Raw genomic sequence first — 19,189 nt, forward strand, 5'->3', positions numbered from 1 at the left:
CCGCCCTGCAACACCTGCGTCAACCGATCAAGCCGGCCAGGTGCTGCCATAGTCCGAAGTTGCCGAGATCGTTGAACGTCACCAGCATCATCAACGCCAGCACCGCTGCCAATCCGCCGCGATACGCCCACTCCTGCGCTTCGGGGCCGACCGGTTTCCGCCTGACCGCCTCGATCAGGTAGAATATCAGGTGCCCGCCATCGAGCATCGGCACTGGCAGCAGGTTGATGAACCCCAGATTGATGGACACGAGCGCCAGCAGGAACACGAACGCGTCCCAGCCGAGCGTGATCTGCTCGCCCGACACCTTGGCGATCGCGAGCGGCCCGCCCAGTTCCTTGACCGAACGGCGGCCGGTGACGATCTGCCCAATCGTCTCCACCATCATCGCCAATATGTCCCCCGTGCGCCGCACCGCGACGACCGGCGCCTCGAGCAGCCCGACCGAACGCACCACCGGCGCGGTCGGCGCGATGCCGAGCAGGCCCACCTTGTAATCGTTGCCGAAACGGTCGCGCTGCTCCTGCGTGCCGATCACCGCGGCGACGCTCGCCGGCTGGCCGTCTCGGACGTAGTCGATGCGCACGCGCTCGCCCGCGCGGATCTTCACGTAGCGGACCATGTCCTCGAACGTGTCGACCTCACGGCCGCCGAGTGCCGCGATCCGGTCGCCCGCGCGCAACCCGGCGGCAGCAGCGGCGGTGCCCGACATCGCCTGCCCCACCACCGCCGGCGTCCGCGCGTCGCCGTACGCCATCGCGAAACCTGCCAGGATCAGGATCGCGAACACGAAATTGATGACCGGGCCGGCGGCGACGATGATCGCGCGCTGCCACACCGGCTTGGACTGGAACGTCCGCGCGCGCTCCTCGGCCGAAAGCATCAGCCAGTCGGGATCACTCCGGCCCGCCGCGGTCATGTCGCCCGCGAACTTCACGTACCCGCCCAGCGGCAGCAGCGCGAGTTTCCACCGCGTGCCGCGCTTGTCGGTCCAGCCGGCAATCTCGCGCCCGAACCCGATCGAGAACGCCTCGGCCTTCACGCCAAACCAGCGACCGGCGAGGTAATGACCCATCTCGTGGATGAAAACGAGCGGACCGATCACCAGCGCGAACGCCAGGATGGTCAGCAGCAGTCCGGGTGTCTGGATCAAGCCACGCAATCCTCTACGCGCTCGCCCGCGATACGTCGCGCCTCCTCGTCGATCGCGATCACCGCGTCGAGCGTCTCCGGCGCCTCGGGAGCGTAGCGCGTTAGGGTATCTTCCACGATTGCGGCGATTTCAAGAAACCCGATCCGGTCGGCCAGGAAGGCCGCGACCGCTACCTCGTTGGCGGCGTTGAGGATCGCCGGCCGCGCCCCGCCCTCCTCCAGCGCTGCGCGCGCGAGCGCCAGCGCGCGGAAGCGCCGGGTATCGGGCGCCTCGAAGTCGAGCCGGCCGAGCTTCACCAGGTCTAGCGGCTCCATCGGCGTCGCCATTCGGTCGGGCCAGGCGAGGCAGTGCGCGATCGGCACGCGCATGTCGCTCGGCCCCAGTTGCGCGAGCATCGAGCCGTCGACGTAATCGACCATCGAGTGGATCACCGACTGCCGGTGCACGACGATCTCGATCCGGTCGGACGACACCGGGAACAGCCGCGCCGCCTCGATCAGTTCGAGGCCCTTGTTCATCATCGTCGCACTGTCGACCGAGATCTTGGCGCCCATCGACCAATTCGGATGCGCCACCGCCTGCTCGCGCGTCACCGCCGCCATCTGCTCCAGCGACGCGTCCCGGAACGGTCCGCCGCTCGCGGTCAGGATGATGCGACGCACCCGCTCGGGCCGCGCGAAATCGAAGCATTGATAGATCGCGTTGTGCTCGCTGTCCGCGGGCAACAGCGTCGCGCCGTGCTCCGCCGCGGCGGCGACGATCAGGTCGCCGGCCGACACCAGCGGCTCCTTGTTGGCGAGGACCACCGTGCCGCCCGCGCGGATCGCCGCCATCGTCGGCTTCAATCCCGCACAACCGACGATCGCGCCCATCGTCCAGTCGGCGCCCGAGGCGGCGGCGTCGCAGATCGCATCCATGCCTCCGGCCGCTTCGGTCCCACTCCCCGCGAGCGCGTCGCGCAGTGCGGGCAGGCACGTCTCATCGGCGACGACGGCGAGCTCGGCGCGTGTCCGGATCGCCGCGGCGGCGAGCCGGGCGACGTCGCAGTTCGCGGTCAGCGCGCGGACGCGGAAGCGATCGGGCGCGCGCTCGACAAGGTCGAGCGTCGAGGTGCCGACCGATCCGGTCGCGCCCAGGATCGTGACGCTGCGCATCACAGCACCGCCGGTGCGACGATCAGCAGCGCGGCGAGCGGCGCGACCGGTACTAATCCGTCGAGCCGATCGAGCAGTCCGCCATGGCCGGGCAGGATGTTGCCCGAATCCTTCACCCCGGCGCGGCGCTTCAGCCAGCTCTCGAACAGGTCACCGCCCTGCGCCGCCGCGCCCAGCACCGGGGTCGCGATCAGCAGCCTGAGCGGCAAGGCGTAAGCCAGGTGCAGCACGAACGCGAACAGGGTCGCCGCGACGATCCCGCCGATCAGGCCCGCCCAGGTCTTGTTCGGGCTGACCCGCGGCGCGAGCTTGGGACCGCCGATTGTGCGCCCGGCGAAGAACGCGCCGATGTCGGTCATCCACACGAGCACCAGCGCCCAGAGCGACAGCAGCAGCCCGGCCTCCTGCTCGCGGATCAGCACGAGCGACAGCACCGGCAGCGCGCAGTAGACGGCGCCGCTCGCCAGCCACGCGCGCCGGGTGACGATAGCGACGAAGAAGAACGCGGCGGCGATCAGCCCGAGTGCCAGGAAGCTCGCCCCCGCCGCGATCGGCGCCATGATCGCGAGCGGCACCGAGACGGCATATTGCGCCAGCCGCTTCTCACGCGGCGGCGTCGCGGTCAGATCGGACCATTCGGCCATCATGAACAGCGCGATCACGACCATCAGCAGCCAGTAGGCGAACCCGCCGATTGCGAGTGCGACCAGCGCCACGGCCGCCATCACCGCGGCCGCCATCGAGCGGAGGGCGAGCTCGGATACGCGCGGCCCCGCTTCCGGTGCGGTCACAATCCACCGTAGCGGCGCTGCCGCTGGCCGAACGCCTCGACCGCGGCGGCGAGATCGCGCGCGCCGAAATCGGGCCACAAGGTATCGACGAACAAGAGCTCCGCGTAGGCCGCCTGCCACAGCAGGAAATTGGACAAGCGATGCTCACCCGAGGTGCGGATCATCAGGTCGAGTGGCGGCAGCTCGCGCGTTTCCAGCTCGCGCTCGATCGAGCCGACGTCGATCGCCGATGGGTCCAGCGTGCCCGCCCGCGCCTGCGCCGCGAGCGCCTGTGCCGCGCGCACCAGCTCGGCCTGCGCACCGTAGTTGAGCGCGATCGCCAGGATCGGTCCGGTGTTGCCCGCGGTGCGCGCCAGGGCGTCGTCGATCAGGTCGACCACGTCGGCGGAGAAGCGTGCGTAATCGCCGAGCACGCGCAAGCGCACGTTCTCGCGTACCAGTTCGGCCAGATCGTTGCGGATGAAGAACTTGAGTAGCCCCATCAGGTCGCTCACTTCCTCCGCCGGGCGCCGCCAATTCTCCGACGAGAAGGCATAGAGCGTCAGCGCCTCAATCCCCATCGATCGCGCCGCGCGGGTGACGGAGCGCACCGCCTCGACGCCCGCCTTGTGGCCGGCGGCGCGCGGCAGCAGACGCTTCTTCGCCCACCGCCCGTTGCCGTCCATGATGATCGCGACGTGGCGCGGGATCGTCCCGCCCGCCATGTCCGCCCTGACCGCGGTCGCCATCAGCATTCCCCCCTATGCCGACGCGGGCTCACTTGCCGAGGATTTCCTTTTCCTTGACGGCCGAGACGCTGTCGATGTCGGCGGTGGTCGCGTCGGTCAGCTTCTGCACTTCGCCCTCCAACCGCTTGCGCTCGTCCTCGGAGAAGACGCCCTTCTTCTCGTCGGTCTTGAGCGCGTCCATGCCGTCGCGGCGGACGTTGCGCACCGCGATCTTCGCCTTCTCCGAATATTGCCCGGCGAGCTTGGCCAGCTCCTTGCGGCGCTCCTCGGTCAGGTCCGGAATGGGTAGGCGCAAATTCTGGCCGTCATTGATCGGGTTGAGCCCGAGCCCGGCGGACCGGATCGCCTTCTCGACCGGGCCGACGTTCGACTTGTCCCACACCTGGACCGAGATCATCCGCGGTTCGGGCACGGACACGGTCGCGACCTGGTTGAGCGGCATCTTGGCGCCGTAAACCTCCACGGTCACCGGATCGAGCAGCGAGGTCGACGCGCGACCGGTGCGCAGGCCCCCGAGATCGCCCTTGAGCGATTCCACCGCGCCGTTCATGCGACGCTCGATGTCGGCCTTGTCATACGCGGGCATGGCTTACTTCTCCGTGTTGGACTGAACGATCGTCGACACACCCTCACCGTGCAGCACGGCGGCAAAATTGCCGTGCTCGCGGATGTTGAACACGACGATCGGAATGTTGGAATCGCGGCACAAGGCGACCGCGCTCGCGTCCATGACGCGCAGGTTCTTGGACAACACCTCGTCGTAGCCGATCGTGTCGTAGCGCCTGGCGGTCGCCACCTGCTTGGGATCGGCATCGTAGACGCCGTCGACGCTGGTACCCTTGAACAGCGCGTCGCAGTTCATCTCGGCCGCACGGAGCGCCGCACCGCTGTCGGTGGTGAAGAACGGCGAGCCGACCCCTGCGGCGAAGATCACGACACGACCCTTCTCCAGGTGCCGCATTGCGCGACGCCGCACGAACGGCTCGCAGACCGACTGCATCGGGATCGCGGACTGGACGCGCGTATCGACGCCGATCTGCTCCAGCGCGTTCTGTACGGCGAGCGCGTTCATCACGGTCGCGAGCATGCCCATGTAATCGCCGGTCGCGCGCTCCATGCCCCGCGCGGCCCCCGAAATACCGCGGAAGATGTTGCCGCCACCCACCACGACGCACAGCTCGAATCCCTGCGCCTTCACGTCGGCGATCTCTTCGGCGACGCGCGCGGTGACGGTCGGATCGATCGCCAGACCGCCCTCCCCCATCAACACTTCGCCCGACAATTTCAGCAGGATACGGTGGTAGCGCGGTTTGGTCATCGATTCCGAATGGTTTGGGGAGAGGCTGGCGGACCTTAGAGGCCCACTCGGACGTCGGCAACCCGCCCGACACGCAAACCGCCGCCCCGGCGGGTGCCAGGGCGGCGGCTTCTTACAACGCGTTAGCGTCTCGGCAGGTCAGGCGTTCTGCGGCACGCCCGAAGCGGCCGCGACCTCGGCGGCGAAGTCGGACTGCTCCTTCTCGATGCCCTCGCCAAGCTGGAAGCGGACGTAGTCGACCAGCTTGATCTCGGCACCCGCATCCTTGCCCGCCTTGGCGACGACATCGCTGATCTTGGTCTTGCCGTCCATGACGAACAGCTGGCTGACCAGCGCGTGCTCCTTGCGGTACTTGGCGATCGAGCCTTCGACCATCTTGGCGATGATGTCGGCGGGCTTGCCGCTCTCCCCTGCCTTCTCGGTCGCGATCGCGCGCTCGCGCTCGATCTCGGCCTCGTCCAGGTCACCCTCGTTCAGCGCCTTGGGGAAGGCCGCGGCGATGTGCATCGCAAGGCTCTTGCCGAGCGACTGGAGCGCCTCGTCACTTGCCGCGCTCTCGAGTGCGACGAGCACGCCGATCTTGCCCAGGCCCGGCGACTGCTGGTTGTGGACGTAGGCGACGACCGCGCCCTGCGACACTTCGAGGCGACGCGCGCGGCGGATCGACTGGTTCTCGCCAATCGTCGCGACGTTGTTGGTCAGCGCGTCGGCGACGGTCGTGCCCGACGGCATCGACGCGCCCTTGATTGCCTCGACGTCTTCACCGGTGGCCAGCGCGATCTGGGTCACTTCGCGCACGAAGTTCTGAAACTGGTCGTTCTTGGCGACGAAGTCGGTCTCGGAATTGACCTCGACCGCCGCACCCTTGGTGCCCGACACGGCGACGCCGACCAGCCCTTCGGCCGCGGTACGGCTCGACTTCTTCTGCGCGGCGGCAAGCCCCTTGGTGCGCAGCCAGTCGAGCGCCGCGTCCATGTCGCCGGCGGTCTCGTTCAGCGCCTTCTTGCAGTCCATCATGCCCGCGCCGCTCTTCTCGCGCAGGTCCTTCACCATCGAAGCGGTGATGTCGGCCATCGTTCTGGTCCTCGGATGTAGTTGGTTGCCCTCACGCCTGCACGCCAAGGCGGCAGGCGGACGGGCGATGAAATAAATGGAGGCCGCCATGTAGGCAGCCTCCATGACAATTGCACGTCACCGCGGATGCGGTGCCGCGTCGAGGCTCACGCCTGCGCGTTCGCCGCCATGACGTTGCCCTCGGCATTGACGTCGGTGTCGATCGGGGCGTCGACGCCCTGGATCGCTTCCTCCGCCGGCGGCTCGACCATCGCGCCCAGGTCGGCACCGCTGCGCGCCTGCTGCTGCTGGTTGCCGCGGGTCGCGGCGATCGCGATCGCCTCACAGTACAACCGGATCGCGCGCGCCGCGTCGTCGTTCGCCGGAACCGGGAATGCGATGCCGTCAGGCGAGACGTTCGAGTCGAGGATGCCGACGACGGGGATGCCCAGCGTATTGGCTTCCTTGATCGCGAGCTCTTCCTTGTTGGCGTCGATCACGAACATGACGTCGGGGATGCCGCCCATGTCGCGGATGCCGCCCAGCGACATCTCGAGCTTGTCGCGCTCGCGCGTCAGCTGCAGAACTTCCTTCTTGGTCAGGCCCGCGGTGTTGCCCGACAGCTGCTCCTCGAGCGCCTTCAACCGCTTGATCGAGTTGCTGATCGTCTTCCAGTTGGTAAGCATGCCGCCCAACCAGCGGTGGTTGACGAAGTGCTGGCCCGCGCGGCGCGCAGCCTCGGCGACCGGCTCCTGCGCCTGACGCTTGGTGCCCACGAACAGCACCTTGCCGCCCGAGGCGACCGTCGACGACACGAACTCGAGCGCGCGGGCGAACAGCGGCACGGTCTGCGACAGGTCGATGATGTGGACGCCGTTGCGATCGCCGAAGATGTACGGCTTCATCTTGGGATTCCAGCGGTGGGTCTGGTGACCGAAGTGCGCGCCGGTTTCGATAAGCTGCTGCATGCTGACGACAGGTGCCGCCATAACGATGTTCCTTCCGGTTAAGCCGCTGGGAAGCGAGTGACGCGTGCGGGCTCCAAGCCCGGCGCACCGGTTTTTTGATGCTTCCCATGTGGGATTTAGGGGGCCGCGCTTATCCGCGATCGCGCGATCTTACAACCCGCAATTGCCGCTTGACGGAGGAACGTAAGCGGAACATAGAAGAGAACAGAACACGAACTTGCCTGTTTCTCGCGTAAGTGGCTCTATTTTCGTCCGAAATGGTCGCGTTGCCGGGAACCGAAGCTCGTGGATGGATGTTGGCGGACGTTGGGTTCGCATAAGCTGAGGAAGCGAACATGCTGATCGTGCTTGATGTTCTGGTCTTCGGGGGCGCCACGCTGGGCGCGTTCTATGCGCTCGGTGCGACGCTCGTGCCCAATGCCGATCGCATTATGGATGTGCTGGCCGGTCGGCCGCAGCAGCGCTTCGAGCCGCTGGCGACGCTGGTACGCGCCGAGAACCGGATCGCCGTCAGGCGCTGGTCGTCGGCGTCGCCGCGTCCGCAGCAGCGGTGGCGCGAAGCTGCCTGACCCGCGCGTAGCTCGCGATGCTGAACGGCAGCGCGAGCAGGTAGGCCACGCACAGCAGCGACAATGTCTCCCACGGCGCGGAGATCGCCGCGGCGCCGACCACCACCACTACCGCGATCGCCTCGAAGCGGACGTTGCGGCGCAGGCGCAGCGACGACCACGAGAAGGTCGCGACGCTCGACACCATCAGCACCGCGATCAGTACGGTCCACGGCGCAACCAGGTACGGGGAGCGGAACACTGGCTCGCCGGTCGCCAGCCACAGGAACATTGGCAGCAGCGAGAGGCCGGCGCCCGCGGGCGCCGGCGCACCGGTCAGGAAGCCGGCGGACTTGTGCGGCTGGTCGCCGGCGTCGATCGCCGCGTTAAACCGCGCGAGCCGCAGCGCGCAGAACACCGCCAGCATCAGCGCCGCCGTCCAGCCGAAGCGCGGCAGCGTCGACAACGACCAGAGATACAGGATCAGCGCGGGCGAGACGCCAAACGAGATTGCGTCGCTCAGCGAATCGAGCTCGGCCCCGAACCGGCTCTCCCCGCGCAGCATGCGCGCGACGCGTCCGTCGAGCCCGTCGAGCACGCCCGCCAGCAGCACCATGACGACCGCCAGCGCCCATTGTTGCTGGATCGCAAAGCGAATGCCCGACAACCCCGAGCAGAGCGCGAGCGCGGTGACCGCGTTGGGCGCGACCGCGCGAAGCGGCAGGCCGCGCGGGCGGCGTAGCGGGCGAACGGTGCGCACGATTACTGCGCCACCCCGGTTACCGCCGCGCCGCCGAAGCGGCCGAGCACCGTCTCGCCCGCGATCGCGCGCTGACCGAGCGCCACCTGCGGCACGCACCCCTCGGGCAGGAACACGTCGACGCGGCTGCCGAAGCGGATCAGCCCGACGCGCTGCCCGACCGCGACAATGTCGCCGACCTTAACGAAGCCGACGATCCGGCGCGCAACCAGCCCGGCGATCTGCGTGAAGCCGATGCGGCGCCCGTCGTGGCCCTCGACCACGAAATGCTGCCGCTCATTCTCCTCCGACGCCTTATCGAGGTCGGCGTTGAGGAACTTGCCCGAGATATAAACCACCCGGCGCACCACGCCGGCGATCGGCGTGCGGTTGATGTGCACGTCGAACACCGACATGAACACCGACACGCGCACCATCGGCTCCGCGCCCAGGTCGCCGACCAGCTCGCGGGGCACGGGCACCCGCTCGATCATGGTGATCAACCCGTCGGCGGGCGAGACGACCAGATCGTCGCCGATCGGCGTGGTGCGAACGGGATCGCGAAAGAAGGCTGCGACCCACAAGGTCACGCCCAGCAATGGCCAGAACAGCACCTTGGTGACGATCGTCGCGAGCAGCGTGATGCCGAACGCGATGGCGGTGAACTTCTGCCCTTCCGGGTGGACGGCGGGGAAACGCCACTTGACCGTGGAGGTGACCACCGGGGGCTTCTGCAATGATGACATGACCGCGGGTCTATCGTCGGTGAACCGCCCTGACAACGCGCCGCGTCGTGTCGGCCGCTTTTCGTGTCGCGGTGCGGCCGAGGTCCGCCCACGCTTGATCCGCGCGCCCGCCCTTTCTATGCGCGGAGCCAACCCCTCCCACAGGAAGAGAGAACATGGCCAAGATCAAGGTGAAGACGCCCGTCGTGGAGATCGACGGCGACGAGATGACGCGGATCATCTGGGAGTGGATCCGCGAGCGCCTGATCAAGCCGTATCTCGACATCGAGCTCGACTATTACGACCTCGGCATCGAGCACCGCGACGCTACCGACGATCAGGTAACCGTCGACAGCGCCAAGGCGACGCAGAAGTACGGCGTCGCGGTGAAGTGCGCGACGATCACGCCGGACGAGGCGCGCGTCGAGGAATTCGGCCTCAAGAAGATGTGGCGCTCGCCCAACGGCACGATCCGCAACATCCTGGGCGGCGTGATCTTCCGCGAGCCGATCGTGATCAAGAACGTGCCCCGCCTGATCCCGGGCTGGACGCACCCGATCGTGGTCGGCCGCCACGCCTTCGGCGACCAGTACAAGGCGACTGACTTCGTCGTGCCGGGCGCGGGCAAGCTGACGATGAAGTGGGAAGGCACCGACGGCCAGGTGATCGAGCGCGAGGTGTTCGACTTCCCCGAGGGCGGCGTCGCGATGGGGATGTACAACCTCGACCAGTCGATCCGCGACTTCGCGCGCGCCAGCATGAACTACTCGCTGGGCCGCGGCTGGCCGCTGTACCTTTCGACCAAGAACACCATCCTCAAGGCTTATGACGGCCGCTTCAAGGACCTGTTCGCCGAAATCTTCGAGGCCGAGTTCAAGGACGAGTTCGCCGCCAAGGGGATCGTCTACGAGCACCGCCTGATCGACGACATGGTGGCGTCGGCGCTCAAGTGGAACGGCGAGTTCGTGTGGGCGTGCAAGAACTACGACGGCGACGTCCAGTCGGACCAGGTCGCGCAAGGCTTCGGCTCGCTCGGCCTGATGACCTCGGTGCTGATGACCCCGGACGGCAAGACGATCGAGGCAGAGGCCGCGCACGGCACCGTCACCCGCCACTATCGCCAGCACCAGCAGGGCAAGGCGACCTCGACCAACCCGATTGCGTCGATCTTCGCCTGGACCGGCGGCCTCAAGTACCGTGGCCAGTTCGACAACACGCCCGACGTGACCCGCTTCGCCGAGACGCTGGAGCAGGTCTGCATCGAGACGGTCGAGAACGGCGACATGACCAAGGACCTCGCGATCCTGATCGGTCCCGACCAGAAGTGGATGACCACCGAGCAGTTCTTCGAGGCGGTGCGCCAGAACCTCGAGAACAAGATGGCCAACTGGGCCTGATCGCCCGGTGCGCGAGGAAGCCTTTCGCCGCTTCCTCGCGCCACGCCTCGGCGCGCGCAGCATCGACAGCTACCTGTCGAACCTGCGCCGCGTCGAACGGGTGCTGCGCGTCGACGTGGATGCGCTCGCGCTCGACGACCAGCTGATCGAGAATGTTCGCGAGCAACTGCGTGCCGCGAGCGTGAGCGACGCGAAGGTGTCGGACTGCCTCAGCGCCCTGCGCGCCTATGCCGCCCTCCGACGCGAAACGGCCGGAACTTACCCCCTCCTGCCAGCGCCGTCGACCGCAGCCGATCGTTCGCCGAATGGCCTGGCGTCGATGACGACCGCGGCCTTGCTCGCGAGCTACGCGGCAATCCTGCGCGAGTTTCGTGCCTGCGGGATTACCCGCACCGGCAACGGACCGGCCGGTAACTATGCCGAGCATCTGTTCTCGCGCGCGCTTGGTTGAATGCTGGAGCCGAACAGCAACGCCGGGTTCGATGCGCGCGATTCGGCCACGCGGCAACGCTACGAGGTCAAGGCGCGCCGCCTCACGTCGCCGAACCAATCCGCGCAGTTGAGCGCGTTGCGCGGCTTGCCCGAGCAACGCTTCGATCTGATCGCCGTGCTGTTGTTCGCGGCCGACTTCTCGGTCGCTACCGCCGCCCTGATCCCGCACGTGCTGGTCCTGCAGCGAGGGAGCTACGTCGCGCATACGAACAGCTGGCGGCTCGTCGTCACGCCGGCCCAACTCGCACATACTAGCATCGAGGACGTGACGACGGCCGTTCGCGCGATCTCCGGCGGTGACGACTTTACCACCTGACACGATTGCGCACTTCGGCCAAAGGTGCCCGCATGGCGATCGGATTGGAAAATTCGGGCTTCTCGGACGCGCTGGTGGTGCTGGGCGCGGCGGGACTGGTCATCCCTGCGTTCGCGCGGTTCCGGATCAGTCCGGTGATCGGCTTCATCCTGGTCGGTGCGCTGGTCGGGCCGGCCGGGCTCGGATCGCTCAGCGCCGCCTTCCCGTGGCTCTACTACGTGACGATCTCTAACCCGGACGCGATCGAGCCATTCGCCGAGTTCGGGATCGTGCTGCTGCTGTTCTCGATCGGGCTGGAGCTGTCCTTCCGTCGCCTGTGGACGATGCGGCAGCTGGTGTTCGGCACCGGCGCGGCCGAACTGCTGGGCTCGGCGGCGCTGATCGCGACCGCGCTGCACCTACTGGGGCAGCCGTGGCAGGGCGCGGCGGGGCTCGGGCTCGCGCTGTCGCTCTCCTCGACGGCGCTGGTGCTGCCGCTGGTGGGTACGACCAGCCCGGTCGGGCGCGGCGCCTTCGCGATGCTGTTGTTCGAGGACCTCGCGCTCGTGCCGATCATCTTCGCGCTCGGCGCGATGGCACCGACCGCGAGCGACGAGGGCTGGAGCGGCATCGCGGGCGTCGCGCTGCGCGGCGGGCTGACCGTCGTCGCGATGTACGTCGGCGGCCGCTTCGTGCTGCCGCGCCTGTTCGCGCAGGCGGCGCGCACCAAGAGCCCCGAACTGTTCCTCGCCGCCTCGCTGCTCGTCGTCATCGTCGCCAGCGTCGCGACCACCGCGGCGGGTCTGTCGCCAATCGTCGGCGCGCTGCTCGCCGGACTGCTGATCGCCGAAACCGAGTATCACAGCGAGGTCGAGGTCATCACCAAGCCGTTCCAGGGGCTCGCGCTCGGCGTGTTCCTAATCACGGTCGGCATGAGCCTCGACCTGCGCCTGATCCTCGCCAACTGGGCGTCGCTGCTGCTGGCGGTCGTGGGCGTCGTGCTGGTCAAGGCGGTCGTCACCGCGCTGCTGCTGCGCGTCGGCAACACCCGGCGCGGGGTCGCGGCGGAGACGGGACTGCTGATGGGCAGCCCGTCGGAGACGACGCTGATCGTGCTCGCGACCGCGGCGCAGGCGCGGCTGATCCTGCCGTCGACCGCGTCCTTTTGGCAGACCGTCACCGCGATCGGGCTGACCATCACGCCGCTGCTCGCCGCGCTCGGCCGGCGCGTCTCGCGGCGGCTGGAACGGCAGAACGCGCCCGAGCAGCTGCCCAACGGCGAGGATCGGACGATCATAATCGGGTTCGGCCGGGTCGGCGAGTTGATCGCCGACATGCTGTCGCGCCACGACCGCCCGTACCTCGCCGTGGAGGCCGACATCGACGCGGTCACCCGTGCGCGCGCGGCGGGCCACAGCGTCGTGTTCGGCGACATCGTTCGGCGCGAGCTGGTCGACCGGCTCGACCTTGGCACCGCGCCGATGCTGATCCTGACGATGGACGATCCGGTGCTGACCGTCCGCCTGACGCGGCAGGTCCGCGCGCAATTTCCCGACCTGCCGATCATCGCGCGCGCGCGCGATCCGGGCCACGCCGCCGAGCTCTACCGGGCCGGCGTCACCGATGCGGTGCCTGAGACGCTGGAGAGCTCGCTGCAACTCTCCGAGGCCGTGCTGGTGGAACTGGGCACCGCGATGGGCCCGGTGATCGCCTCCATCCACGAAAAGCGCGAGGAGCTGCGCAACGATATCCGCGCCGAGGCGAAGATGTCGCGTGATCCGCGCATCCGCCGCATCCGCAGCCGCAGCGAGGTCGAGGCCGCGGCCTCGTCCTGAGCCCCGACGCGCACGACGATGCATCTTACCGGGACACCGTCATGTTTCTGCCGGAAACCTTCCATAGGTGCGCATCGAATGAAGCCCTCCGACCTGCGCGTCGCGTTGTTCAGCGGCAACTACAATTACGTGCGCGACGGCGCCAATCAGGCGCAGAACCTGCTGGTCGGTTACCTGTTGTCGAAGGACGTGGAGGTCCGCGTCTATTCGCCCACCTCCAGTGACCCCGCCTTCGCGCCGCGCGGCGACCTGGTCGACGTGCCCGCCATCCCGATCCCGGGCCGGGGAGAGTATAAGCTCGCGCGAGCGCTACCCGCCGCGCCGCGCCGCGACCTGGAAGCCTTCGCTCCCAACATCGTCCATGTCTCCGCGCCTGAGTTCCTTGGCCACGCCGCGGTCACCTGGGCGCGCGCGCACGATGTGCCGGTGGTCGCCTCGGTCCACACGCGGTTCGAGACCTATTTCGAATATTACCGACTCGGCTTCATCCAGCCCGCGATCAAGTGGATCCTCAAACGCTTCTACAACCGTGCCGACCGCGTGCTGGTGCCAACCGCGTCGATGGGCGACATCATTCGCGCGCTCGGCGTCGACACGCCGGTGTCGCTGTGGCCGCGCGGGGTCAACCATCAGCGTTTCTCGCCCGAGCGCCGCTGCCTGGAGTGGCGGCGCTCGCTCGGTATCGCCGACGACGAGGTGGCGGTCGGCTTCCTCGGCCGGCTGGTGCTGGAGAAAGGCCTGGGCGTCTTCGCCGACGTGATCGCCGCGCTGCGCGAGCGGGGCGTGCGGCACCGCGTGATCGTGATCGGCGAGGGGCCGGCACGCGACTGGTTCGCCGACCGCGCGCCGGAGGCCGCGTTCGCGGGTTTCCAGAGCGGCGACGATCTCGGCCGCGCGGTCGCCTCGATGGACATCCTGTTCAACCCCAGCGTGACCGAGACCTGGGGACAGGTCACCTCGGAGGCGATGGCCGCGGGCGTGCCCGTCGTCGCCGCGCACGCGACCGGCGCGGTCGACCTAGTCGAGGACGGGGTCACCGGCTTCCTAGTCGAGCCGCAGCAGATCGCGGACTATGCCGAGGCGATCGCCCGCTTGATCGAGGATCCGGCACTGCGCGCGCGCGCCGGCGCGGCGAGCCACGCGCGCGCGGCGACCTTCCGCTGGGACACCGCCAACGCTCAGGTGCTCGCCGCCTATCTCGACGTCATGCGCGAACGGTCCGCGGCCTAGCTGGTCGGCGCACCATCGCGCCAGTCGAACGTCAGCGGGGTTTCGCGGAAGGCGAAGCGATCGAGGTGGCTCGACACCACCTCCTGCATCCGCGCCGCATCCTCACCGTCGGGCACGGTCAGCATCACGTCGAGCGTGTCGCTGTCCGCCCGCATCTTCAGCACCGAGCCGTTCGGAAACGCGATCCGGCCTTCCTGCTCGGAGTAGCTGACTTCCATCTTGTGGCTCCAGTGCTTGGCGAGCTGCTGGAGGTAGCGGCTCGCCGACGCGGTCGGCACGCGTGCGACCCGGACGCTCACTTCAGCCGCTCCACGCGCTGCGCCAGCTCGTCGATCATCGCCGCCACCTCGTACATCCGCTCCTGCGACACCTCCTCGCGCCCGAACGTCTCGCCCAGCGCGATCTTCAGGTTCCCCATCGCGCGTCGGATCGGTCCGGCATCGACCCGCTCGCGCTGCGCGCCGAGCGCGTGGAGCCGTGCCATGATCGCGGCGACCTGCTCGGCCTGCTCGTCCAGGTGCGTGCGGCCCGCGTCGGTCGCGGCGAAGCGCTTCTTGGCCCCGTCCGACTGCTGCTCCTCGATCAGCCCCATCTCGTCAAGCAGCGTCAGCGTCGGGTAGACCACGCCGGGACTGGGGGCGTAGGCGCCCGCGGTCAGTGCCTCGATCGCGCGGATTAGGTCGTAGCCGTGGCGCGGCGTGTCCGCGATCAGCTTGAGCAGCACCAGCCGCAACTCGCTGCCGTCGAACATCCGCGCGCGTCGCCCGCCCATCGGCCGCTCGCCCGCTGCGAACCAGTCGCCGCCGAACGGACCGCGGTGACCGCCACGCTGCCCCTGCCTGTCGAATTGTGCGCCGCCGCCGCCCCAGTGGGCGCGATGCGCGTGACCGTGATGCATCATGCTACGTCTCCTCAAGATTGCACCAAGATACATCTTCAGGCGGAGTGTGCAAGATGCTCTTAGATATGTTTTGCTAGTGTTCTACGATGGTCACTCCCGTTTCGCAGCTATTCGCCTATGATGCAGGAAATGGCCGACCTGCTGACCGGACTGGAACCACCCGCCCCGCCCGAGCCGCCGCGCACGGACGCGCCGCTCGCCGACCGGTTGCGGCCGCGCGCGCTCGACGAGGTGGTCGGGCAGGAGCATCTGACCGCGCCCGAGGGCACGATCGGCCGGATGGTCGCTGCCGGCAAGCTCTCCTCGATCATCCTGTGGGGACCGCCGGGCACGGGCAAGACGACGATCGCGCGGTTGCTCGCCGACGCGGTCGGCCTGCGGTTCGCGCCCATCTCAGCGGTCTTCTCGGGCGTCGCCGACCTGAAGAAGGTGTTCGCCGAGGCACGCGAGCACGCGCGGCTGGGCAAGCGCACCCTGCTGTTCGTGGACGAGGTCCACCGCTTCAACCGCGCGCAGCAGGACGGTTTCCTCCCCTACGTCGAGGACGGCACCGTCACATTGGTCGGCGCCACGACCGAGAACCCGTCGTTCGAGCTCAACGCCGCACTGCTCAGCCGCGCGCAGGTCCTGATCCTCCACCGTCTCGGCTCCGCCGCGCTCGAGCAGTTGATCGCGCGCGCCGAGGCCGAGGTCGGTCGCCCGCTCCCGCTCGACCCGGCCGCGCGCGAGGCGCTGATCGCCAGCGCCGACGGTGACGGCCGCTTTCTGCTCAACCAGGTCGAGACCCTGTTCTCGGTCGATCTCGCCGCACCGCTCGATGCGGCCGGGCTGTCGGCCTTCCTGCAGCGCCGCGTCGCGGTCTACGACAAGGATCGCGAGGGCCATTACAACCTCATCAGCGCGCTGCATAAGTCGATCCGCGGCTCGGACCCGAACGCCGCGCTCTACTATCTCGCGCGGATGCTCACCGCGGGCGAGGAGCCGCTCTACCTGCTGCGCCGGCTGACCCGCGCCGCGGTCGAGGACGTCGGGCTCGCCGACCCGCAGGCGCTGCAACAATGCCTCGCCGCCAAGGACGCGTACGACTTCCTCGGCAGCCCGGAGGGCGAGCTCGCGATCGCGCAGGCGTGCGTCTACCTCGCCACTGCGCCCAAATCGAACGCGGTCTACGTCGCGCAGAAGGCCGCATGGCGCAGCGCGCGCGAGAGCGGATCGCTGATGCCGCCCGCGCACATCCTCGGCGCGCCGACCAAGCTCATGCGCGATCTCGGCTACGGCAAAGGCTACGCCTACGATCACGATGCCGAGGACGCCTTCTCCGGCGCGAACTACTGGCCCGACGACCTCGTGCCGCAGCGCTTCTACGTGCCGACCGAGCGCGGGTACGAGAAGCGGATTGCCGAGCGGCTGGCTTGGTGGGATGAACGTCGCCATGCCCGCACGCCCCACGCCTAGAATTTTCGCCGCCCTCGCCGCCGTCACGCTGCTGGGCGGGACCGCGTCTGCCCAGACCAACGCGCAGCCCTACGCCCGCGCGATCGCCGCCGGGTACAAGGCGGCGACGATCTGCGGTGGCGTGTTCAACGCCGGGCGATCGCAGGCGGCGATCGAGGCGCTGGAGCTGAACGGCATCTATCCCGAATATGCCGCATTGGTGCCGACGCTCACCGCTACGGTCGACCGCGCGACGACCAGCGTCAGCGTCCCCTTCGCCGCCGATCTTCCGCCGCGCCGCGCGACGTGGCGGCGCGGGATCGGCTGCGTGCTCGCCCCGATCGGTGCGGCGGCCAAGCCGGCGGCGGCGACGCCCGCGCCCGCTTCCACGATCGGCGGCGCGGACCCGCGCCCCTGGCCGCTCGGCGACGCGAACATCGGACCCATCCCCTCCCCCGCGCTCGCCGGCGTCGTCGCGCGCGCCTTCTCCGACTACGGCCGCGGCAGCCAGACAGTTGGCGTCGTCGTGCTGCTGGACGGCAAGGTCGTGGCGGAGCGTTACCGCGACGGCTTCGGCCCGTTCGTCGCCAACCGCACCTGGTCGGTCGCCAAGAGCATCGCGGGCACGCTGGTCGGGCTGTCGGGCATCGACCCGCGCCGCCGCAGCGACATTCCCGAATGGTACAGCAGCGACCCCCGCCGCGCGATTACGCTCGACAATTTGCTGCGTATGTCGTCGGGGCTGCACAGCGACACGGCGGGCAACCGCACCGACGCGATCTATTTCGGCGGCACCACGGTGACCGAGCAGGCGACCTCCTGGCCGCTAGAGGCGAAACCCGGCACGCGGTTCCGCTACGCCAACAACGACATCCTGCTCGCGATGCGCAGCCTGCGCGCCACGCTCGGCGACGCGAAGGCAAGCGTCCTGCCGCAGCGGCTGTTCGCGACGCTGGGCATGACCCACACCGTCGCGCAGCGCGACTGGCAGGGCAATTACATCCTCTCGTCGGACGTCTGGTCCACCGCCCGCGATCTGGCGCGGCTCGGCCAGTTCTGGCTTCAGGACGGCGTGTGGCAGGGCAAGCGCCTGCTGCCCGGCGGCTGGATGCGCTACATGACCGCGCCCAGCGGTCCGCAGCCCGACCGCGCCGAGGGCTACGGCGCGACGATGTGGCTGTTCGGCGAGAAGCAGGGCCTGCCCGCCGGCAGCTACGCCGCGCAGGGCAATCGCGGCCAGTACGTCGTGGTGGTCCCGTCGGCGAAGCTGGTGGTGGTGCGCCGCGGCGAGGACCCGACCGGCAGCAGCTTCGACATTGCGCGCTTCGCCGCCGACGTGCTCGCCGCGCAGCGCTGATCGCGCGCCGAGCACGGGTGAGTACGCAGCCGCGCTTCCGCCACTTCGCCGGGATCGACTGGTCGGGCGCGGTCGGCGAGCGGCAGCGCGGCATCCGCGTCGCGCTATGCGAGGCGGGCAGCACCGCGCCGACCCTCGTCCGCCCCGACCACCTCTGGTCGCGCGCCGACGTGCTCGCCTGGCTCCTCGACGATCTGCCCGCGGACACACTGGTCGGCCTCGACCTCGGCGCCTCGCTGCCCTTCCTCGACCGCGGCGGCTTCTTTCCTGAATGGCCCGAGAGCCCGCCCGACGCGCGCTCGCTCTGGGCGTTGGTCGACCGCATCTGCGCCGACGATCCGCATCTCGCCGCCTCCAGCTTCGTCGATCACCACCAGGCGTCGCGCCACTTCCGCCGTCACGGCGGTCGCACCGGTGACCTGTTCCCGCCCGGTCGCGGGCGCTGGCGCGTCGCCGAGCACGCGCAGGCGACGCTCGGGCTCAACCCGGTCAGCAACCTCAATCTCGTCGGCGCGGCGCAGGTCGGCAAGTCGAGCCTGACGGGCATGCGCATGCTCCATCGCCTCGCCGGGCGCCTGCCCGTCTGGCCGTTCGACCCCGATCCCGGGCGCGGCAGCCTCGTGCTCGAAATCTACACCAGCCTCGCCGCGCGCGAGGCGGGCGTGCCCGCCGGTCGCAGCAAGCTGCGCGACACCGCCGCGCTCAACGCAGCGCTCGCCAGGCTCGGCAGCTTTCCCCTGCCCGACACCGGCGCGATCGACGACCACGCAAGCGACGCGCTGCTCGCCGCCGCCTGGCTCCGCGTCGCGTCTGCGCGGCCCCAAATTTGGCACCCCGCCGCGCTGACGCCCGAGGTCGCGCGCATCGAGGGCTGGACCTTCGGCGTCCCCTGAAAGGGGCTGGACGCGCGCGCGTGCCTGTCGCATGGCATCGCCGCACGGCGCCGGTTTAGCTCAGCTGGTAGAGCAGCGGTTTTGTAAACCGAAGGTCGCGGGTTCGATTCCTGCAACCGGCACCACCCTGCCCCACCGATCGTGCAACCGCCACCCCGGCGGATCGTTTCGGCGATAC

Annotated in this window: 21 protein-coding genes and 1 tRNA gene; 10 read left to right on the forward strand and 12 right to left on the reverse strand. The window is 68.8% G+C overall.

The window, feature by feature from the left end:
* Window positions 1–19: 19 nt before the first annotated feature.
* The 8 genes from rseP to rpsB all read right to left on the reverse strand — a co-directional run bounded on the left by rseP (window position 20) and on the right by rpsB (window position 7,186).
* On the reverse strand, window positions 20–1,153 hold the full coding sequence (gene rseP / locus ACFDS6_RS03225) for an RIP metalloprotease RseP (protein ID WP_375270664.1): 1,134 nt from the start codon (window positions 1,151–1,153) through the stop codon (window positions 20–22).
* Window positions 1,150–2,307: a 1-deoxy-D-xylulose-5-phosphate reductoisomerase gene (locus ACFDS6_RS03230; RefSeq protein WP_375270665.1), complete on the reverse strand. Its 1,158-nt coding sequence runs from the start codon at window positions 2,305–2,307 to the stop codon at window positions 1,150–1,152. Before ACFDS6_RS03230 ends, rseP begins: the two co-directional genes overlap by 4 nt.
* The gene (locus ACFDS6_RS03235; protein ID WP_375270727.1) at window positions 2,307–3,047 is read right to left on the reverse strand and encodes a phosphatidate cytidylyltransferase; all 741 of its coding nucleotides are present in this window, start codon (window positions 3,045–3,047) and stop codon (window positions 2,307–2,309) included. Before ACFDS6_RS03235 ends, ACFDS6_RS03230 begins: the two co-directional genes overlap by 1 nt.
* A 47-nt stretch (window positions 3,048–3,094) precedes the next feature.
* On the reverse strand, window positions 3,095–3,832 hold the full coding sequence (locus tag ACFDS6_RS03240) for an isoprenyl transferase (RefSeq protein WP_375270666.1): 738 nt from the start codon (window positions 3,830–3,832) through the stop codon (window positions 3,095–3,097).
* A 22-nt stretch (window positions 3,833–3,854) separates the two neighbouring features.
* Window positions 3,855–4,412 carry a ribosome recycling factor gene (gene frr, locus ACFDS6_RS03245; RefSeq protein ID WP_375270667.1) on the reverse strand — a complete coding sequence of 186 codons (558 nt, stop codon included), beginning with the start codon at window positions 4,410–4,412 and terminating at the stop codon, window positions 3,855–3,857.
* Between the two features lie 3 nt (window positions 4,413–4,415).
* Entirely contained in the window at window positions 4,416–5,144 is a 729-nt protein-coding gene (pyrH, locus tag ACFDS6_RS03250; RefSeq protein ID WP_375270668.1) for a UMP kinase, read from the reverse strand.
* Window positions 5,145–5,282: 138 nt separating this feature from the next.
* Window positions 5,283–6,218 (reverse strand): translation elongation factor Ts, encoded by a 936-nt coding sequence (gene tsf, locus ACFDS6_RS03255; protein WP_375270669.1) that lies wholly within the window; start codon window positions 6,216–6,218, stop codon window positions 5,283–5,285.
* 146 nt (window positions 6,219–6,364) lie between these two features.
* A complete protein-coding gene (gene rpsB / locus ACFDS6_RS03260) occupies window positions 6,365–7,186 on the reverse strand; it encodes a 30S ribosomal protein S2 (RefSeq protein WP_375270670.1) in 822 nt (273 codons plus the stop codon).
* 314 nt (window positions 7,187–7,500) lie between these two features.
* Here rpsB and ACFDS6_RS03265 point away from each other — a divergent pair, with 314 nt between their 5' ends.
* Window positions 7,501–7,734 (forward strand): hypothetical protein, encoded by a 234-nt coding sequence (locus tag ACFDS6_RS03265; protein WP_375270671.1) that lies wholly within the window; start codon window positions 7,501–7,503, stop codon window positions 7,732–7,734.
* Here the strand turns inward: ACFDS6_RS03265 and ACFDS6_RS03270 are convergent.
* Entirely contained in the window at window positions 7,676–8,473 is a 798-nt protein-coding gene (locus ACFDS6_RS03270) for a CDP-alcohol phosphatidyltransferase family protein (RefSeq protein WP_375270672.1), read from the reverse strand. The two genes, ACFDS6_RS03265 and ACFDS6_RS03270, sit on opposite strands and share 59 nt — an antisense overlap.
* 2 nt (window positions 8,474–8,475) lie before the next feature.
* A complete protein-coding gene (locus ACFDS6_RS03275) occupies window positions 8,476–9,198 on the reverse strand; it encodes a phosphatidylserine decarboxylase (protein ID WP_375270673.1) in 723 nt (240 codons plus the stop codon).
* Window positions 9,199–9,353: 155 nt separating this feature from the next.
* Between ACFDS6_RS03275 and ACFDS6_RS03280 the strand changes: the two genes are divergently transcribed.
* The 5 genes from ACFDS6_RS03280 (at window position 9,354) to ACFDS6_RS03300 (ending at window position 14,426) form a co-directional block, all read left to right on the forward strand.
* The gene (locus tag ACFDS6_RS03280; protein ID WP_375270674.1) at window positions 9,354–10,574 is read left to right on the forward strand and encodes an NADP-dependent isocitrate dehydrogenase; all 1,221 of its coding nucleotides are present in this window, start codon (window positions 9,354–9,356) and stop codon (window positions 10,572–10,574) included.
* A 7-nt stretch (window positions 10,575–10,581) separates the two neighbouring features.
* Entirely contained in the window at window positions 10,582–11,025 is a 444-nt protein-coding gene (locus ACFDS6_RS03285) for a hypothetical protein (RefSeq protein WP_375270675.1), read from the forward strand.
* Entirely contained in the window at window positions 11,026–11,382 is a 357-nt protein-coding gene (locus ACFDS6_RS03290) for a hypothetical protein (RefSeq protein ID WP_375270676.1), read from the forward strand. It abuts the gene before it with no gap.
* Window positions 11,383–11,414: 32 nt separating this feature from the next.
* Window positions 11,415–13,196, forward strand: coding sequence for a cation:proton antiporter (locus ACFDS6_RS03295; RefSeq protein WP_375270677.1), 1,782 nt, complete (start codon window positions 11,415–11,417; stop codon window positions 13,194–13,196).
* A gap of 78 nt (window positions 13,197–13,274) precedes the next feature.
* On the forward strand, window positions 13,275–14,426 hold the full coding sequence (locus tag ACFDS6_RS03300; protein ID WP_375270678.1) for a glycosyltransferase family 4 protein: 1,152 nt from the start codon (window positions 13,275–13,277) through the stop codon (window positions 14,424–14,426).
* Here ACFDS6_RS03300 and ACFDS6_RS03305 read toward each other — a convergent pair.
* Complete coding sequence (locus ACFDS6_RS03305; RefSeq protein WP_375270679.1) at window positions 14,423–14,725, reverse strand: DUF2218 domain-containing protein; 303 nt, start codon at window positions 14,723–14,725, stop codon at window positions 14,423–14,425. The two genes, ACFDS6_RS03300 and ACFDS6_RS03305, sit on opposite strands and share 4 nt — an antisense overlap.
* Window positions 14,722–15,327, reverse strand: coding sequence for a PadR family transcriptional regulator (locus ACFDS6_RS03310; protein ID WP_375270680.1), 606 nt, complete (start codon window positions 15,325–15,327; stop codon window positions 14,722–14,724). Before ACFDS6_RS03310 ends, ACFDS6_RS03305 begins: the two co-directional genes overlap by 4 nt.
* A 129-nt stretch (window positions 15,328–15,456) precedes the next feature.
* Between ACFDS6_RS03310 and ACFDS6_RS03315 the strand changes: the two genes are divergently transcribed.
* The 4 genes from ACFDS6_RS03315 (at window position 15,457) to ACFDS6_RS03330 (ending at window position 19,136) form a co-directional block, all read left to right on the forward strand.
* Entirely contained in the window at window positions 15,457–16,782 is a 1,326-nt protein-coding gene (locus ACFDS6_RS03315) for a replication-associated recombination protein A (RefSeq protein WP_375270681.1), read from the forward strand.
* On the forward strand, window positions 16,760–18,118 hold the full coding sequence (locus ACFDS6_RS03320; RefSeq protein WP_375270682.1) for a serine hydrolase domain-containing protein: 1,359 nt from the start codon (window positions 16,760–16,762) through the stop codon (window positions 18,116–18,118). Before ACFDS6_RS03315 ends, ACFDS6_RS03320 begins: the two co-directional genes overlap by 23 nt.
* Window positions 18,119–18,135: 17 nt before the next feature.
* Complete coding sequence (locus ACFDS6_RS03325; RefSeq protein WP_375270683.1) at window positions 18,136–19,011, forward strand: hypothetical protein; 876 nt, start codon at window positions 18,136–18,138, stop codon at window positions 19,009–19,011.
* Between the two features lie 49 nt (window positions 19,012–19,060).
* Window positions 19,061–19,136: transfer RNA gene (locus tag ACFDS6_RS03330), tRNA-Thr, on the forward strand.
* Window positions 19,137–19,189 lie beyond the last annotated feature (53 nt).

The organism is Sphingomonas sp. (assembly GCF_042095875.1).
In the GTDB taxonomy this organism is placed as follows: Bacteria; Pseudomonadota; Alphaproteobacteria; order Sphingomonadales; family Sphingomonadaceae; genus Sphingomonas.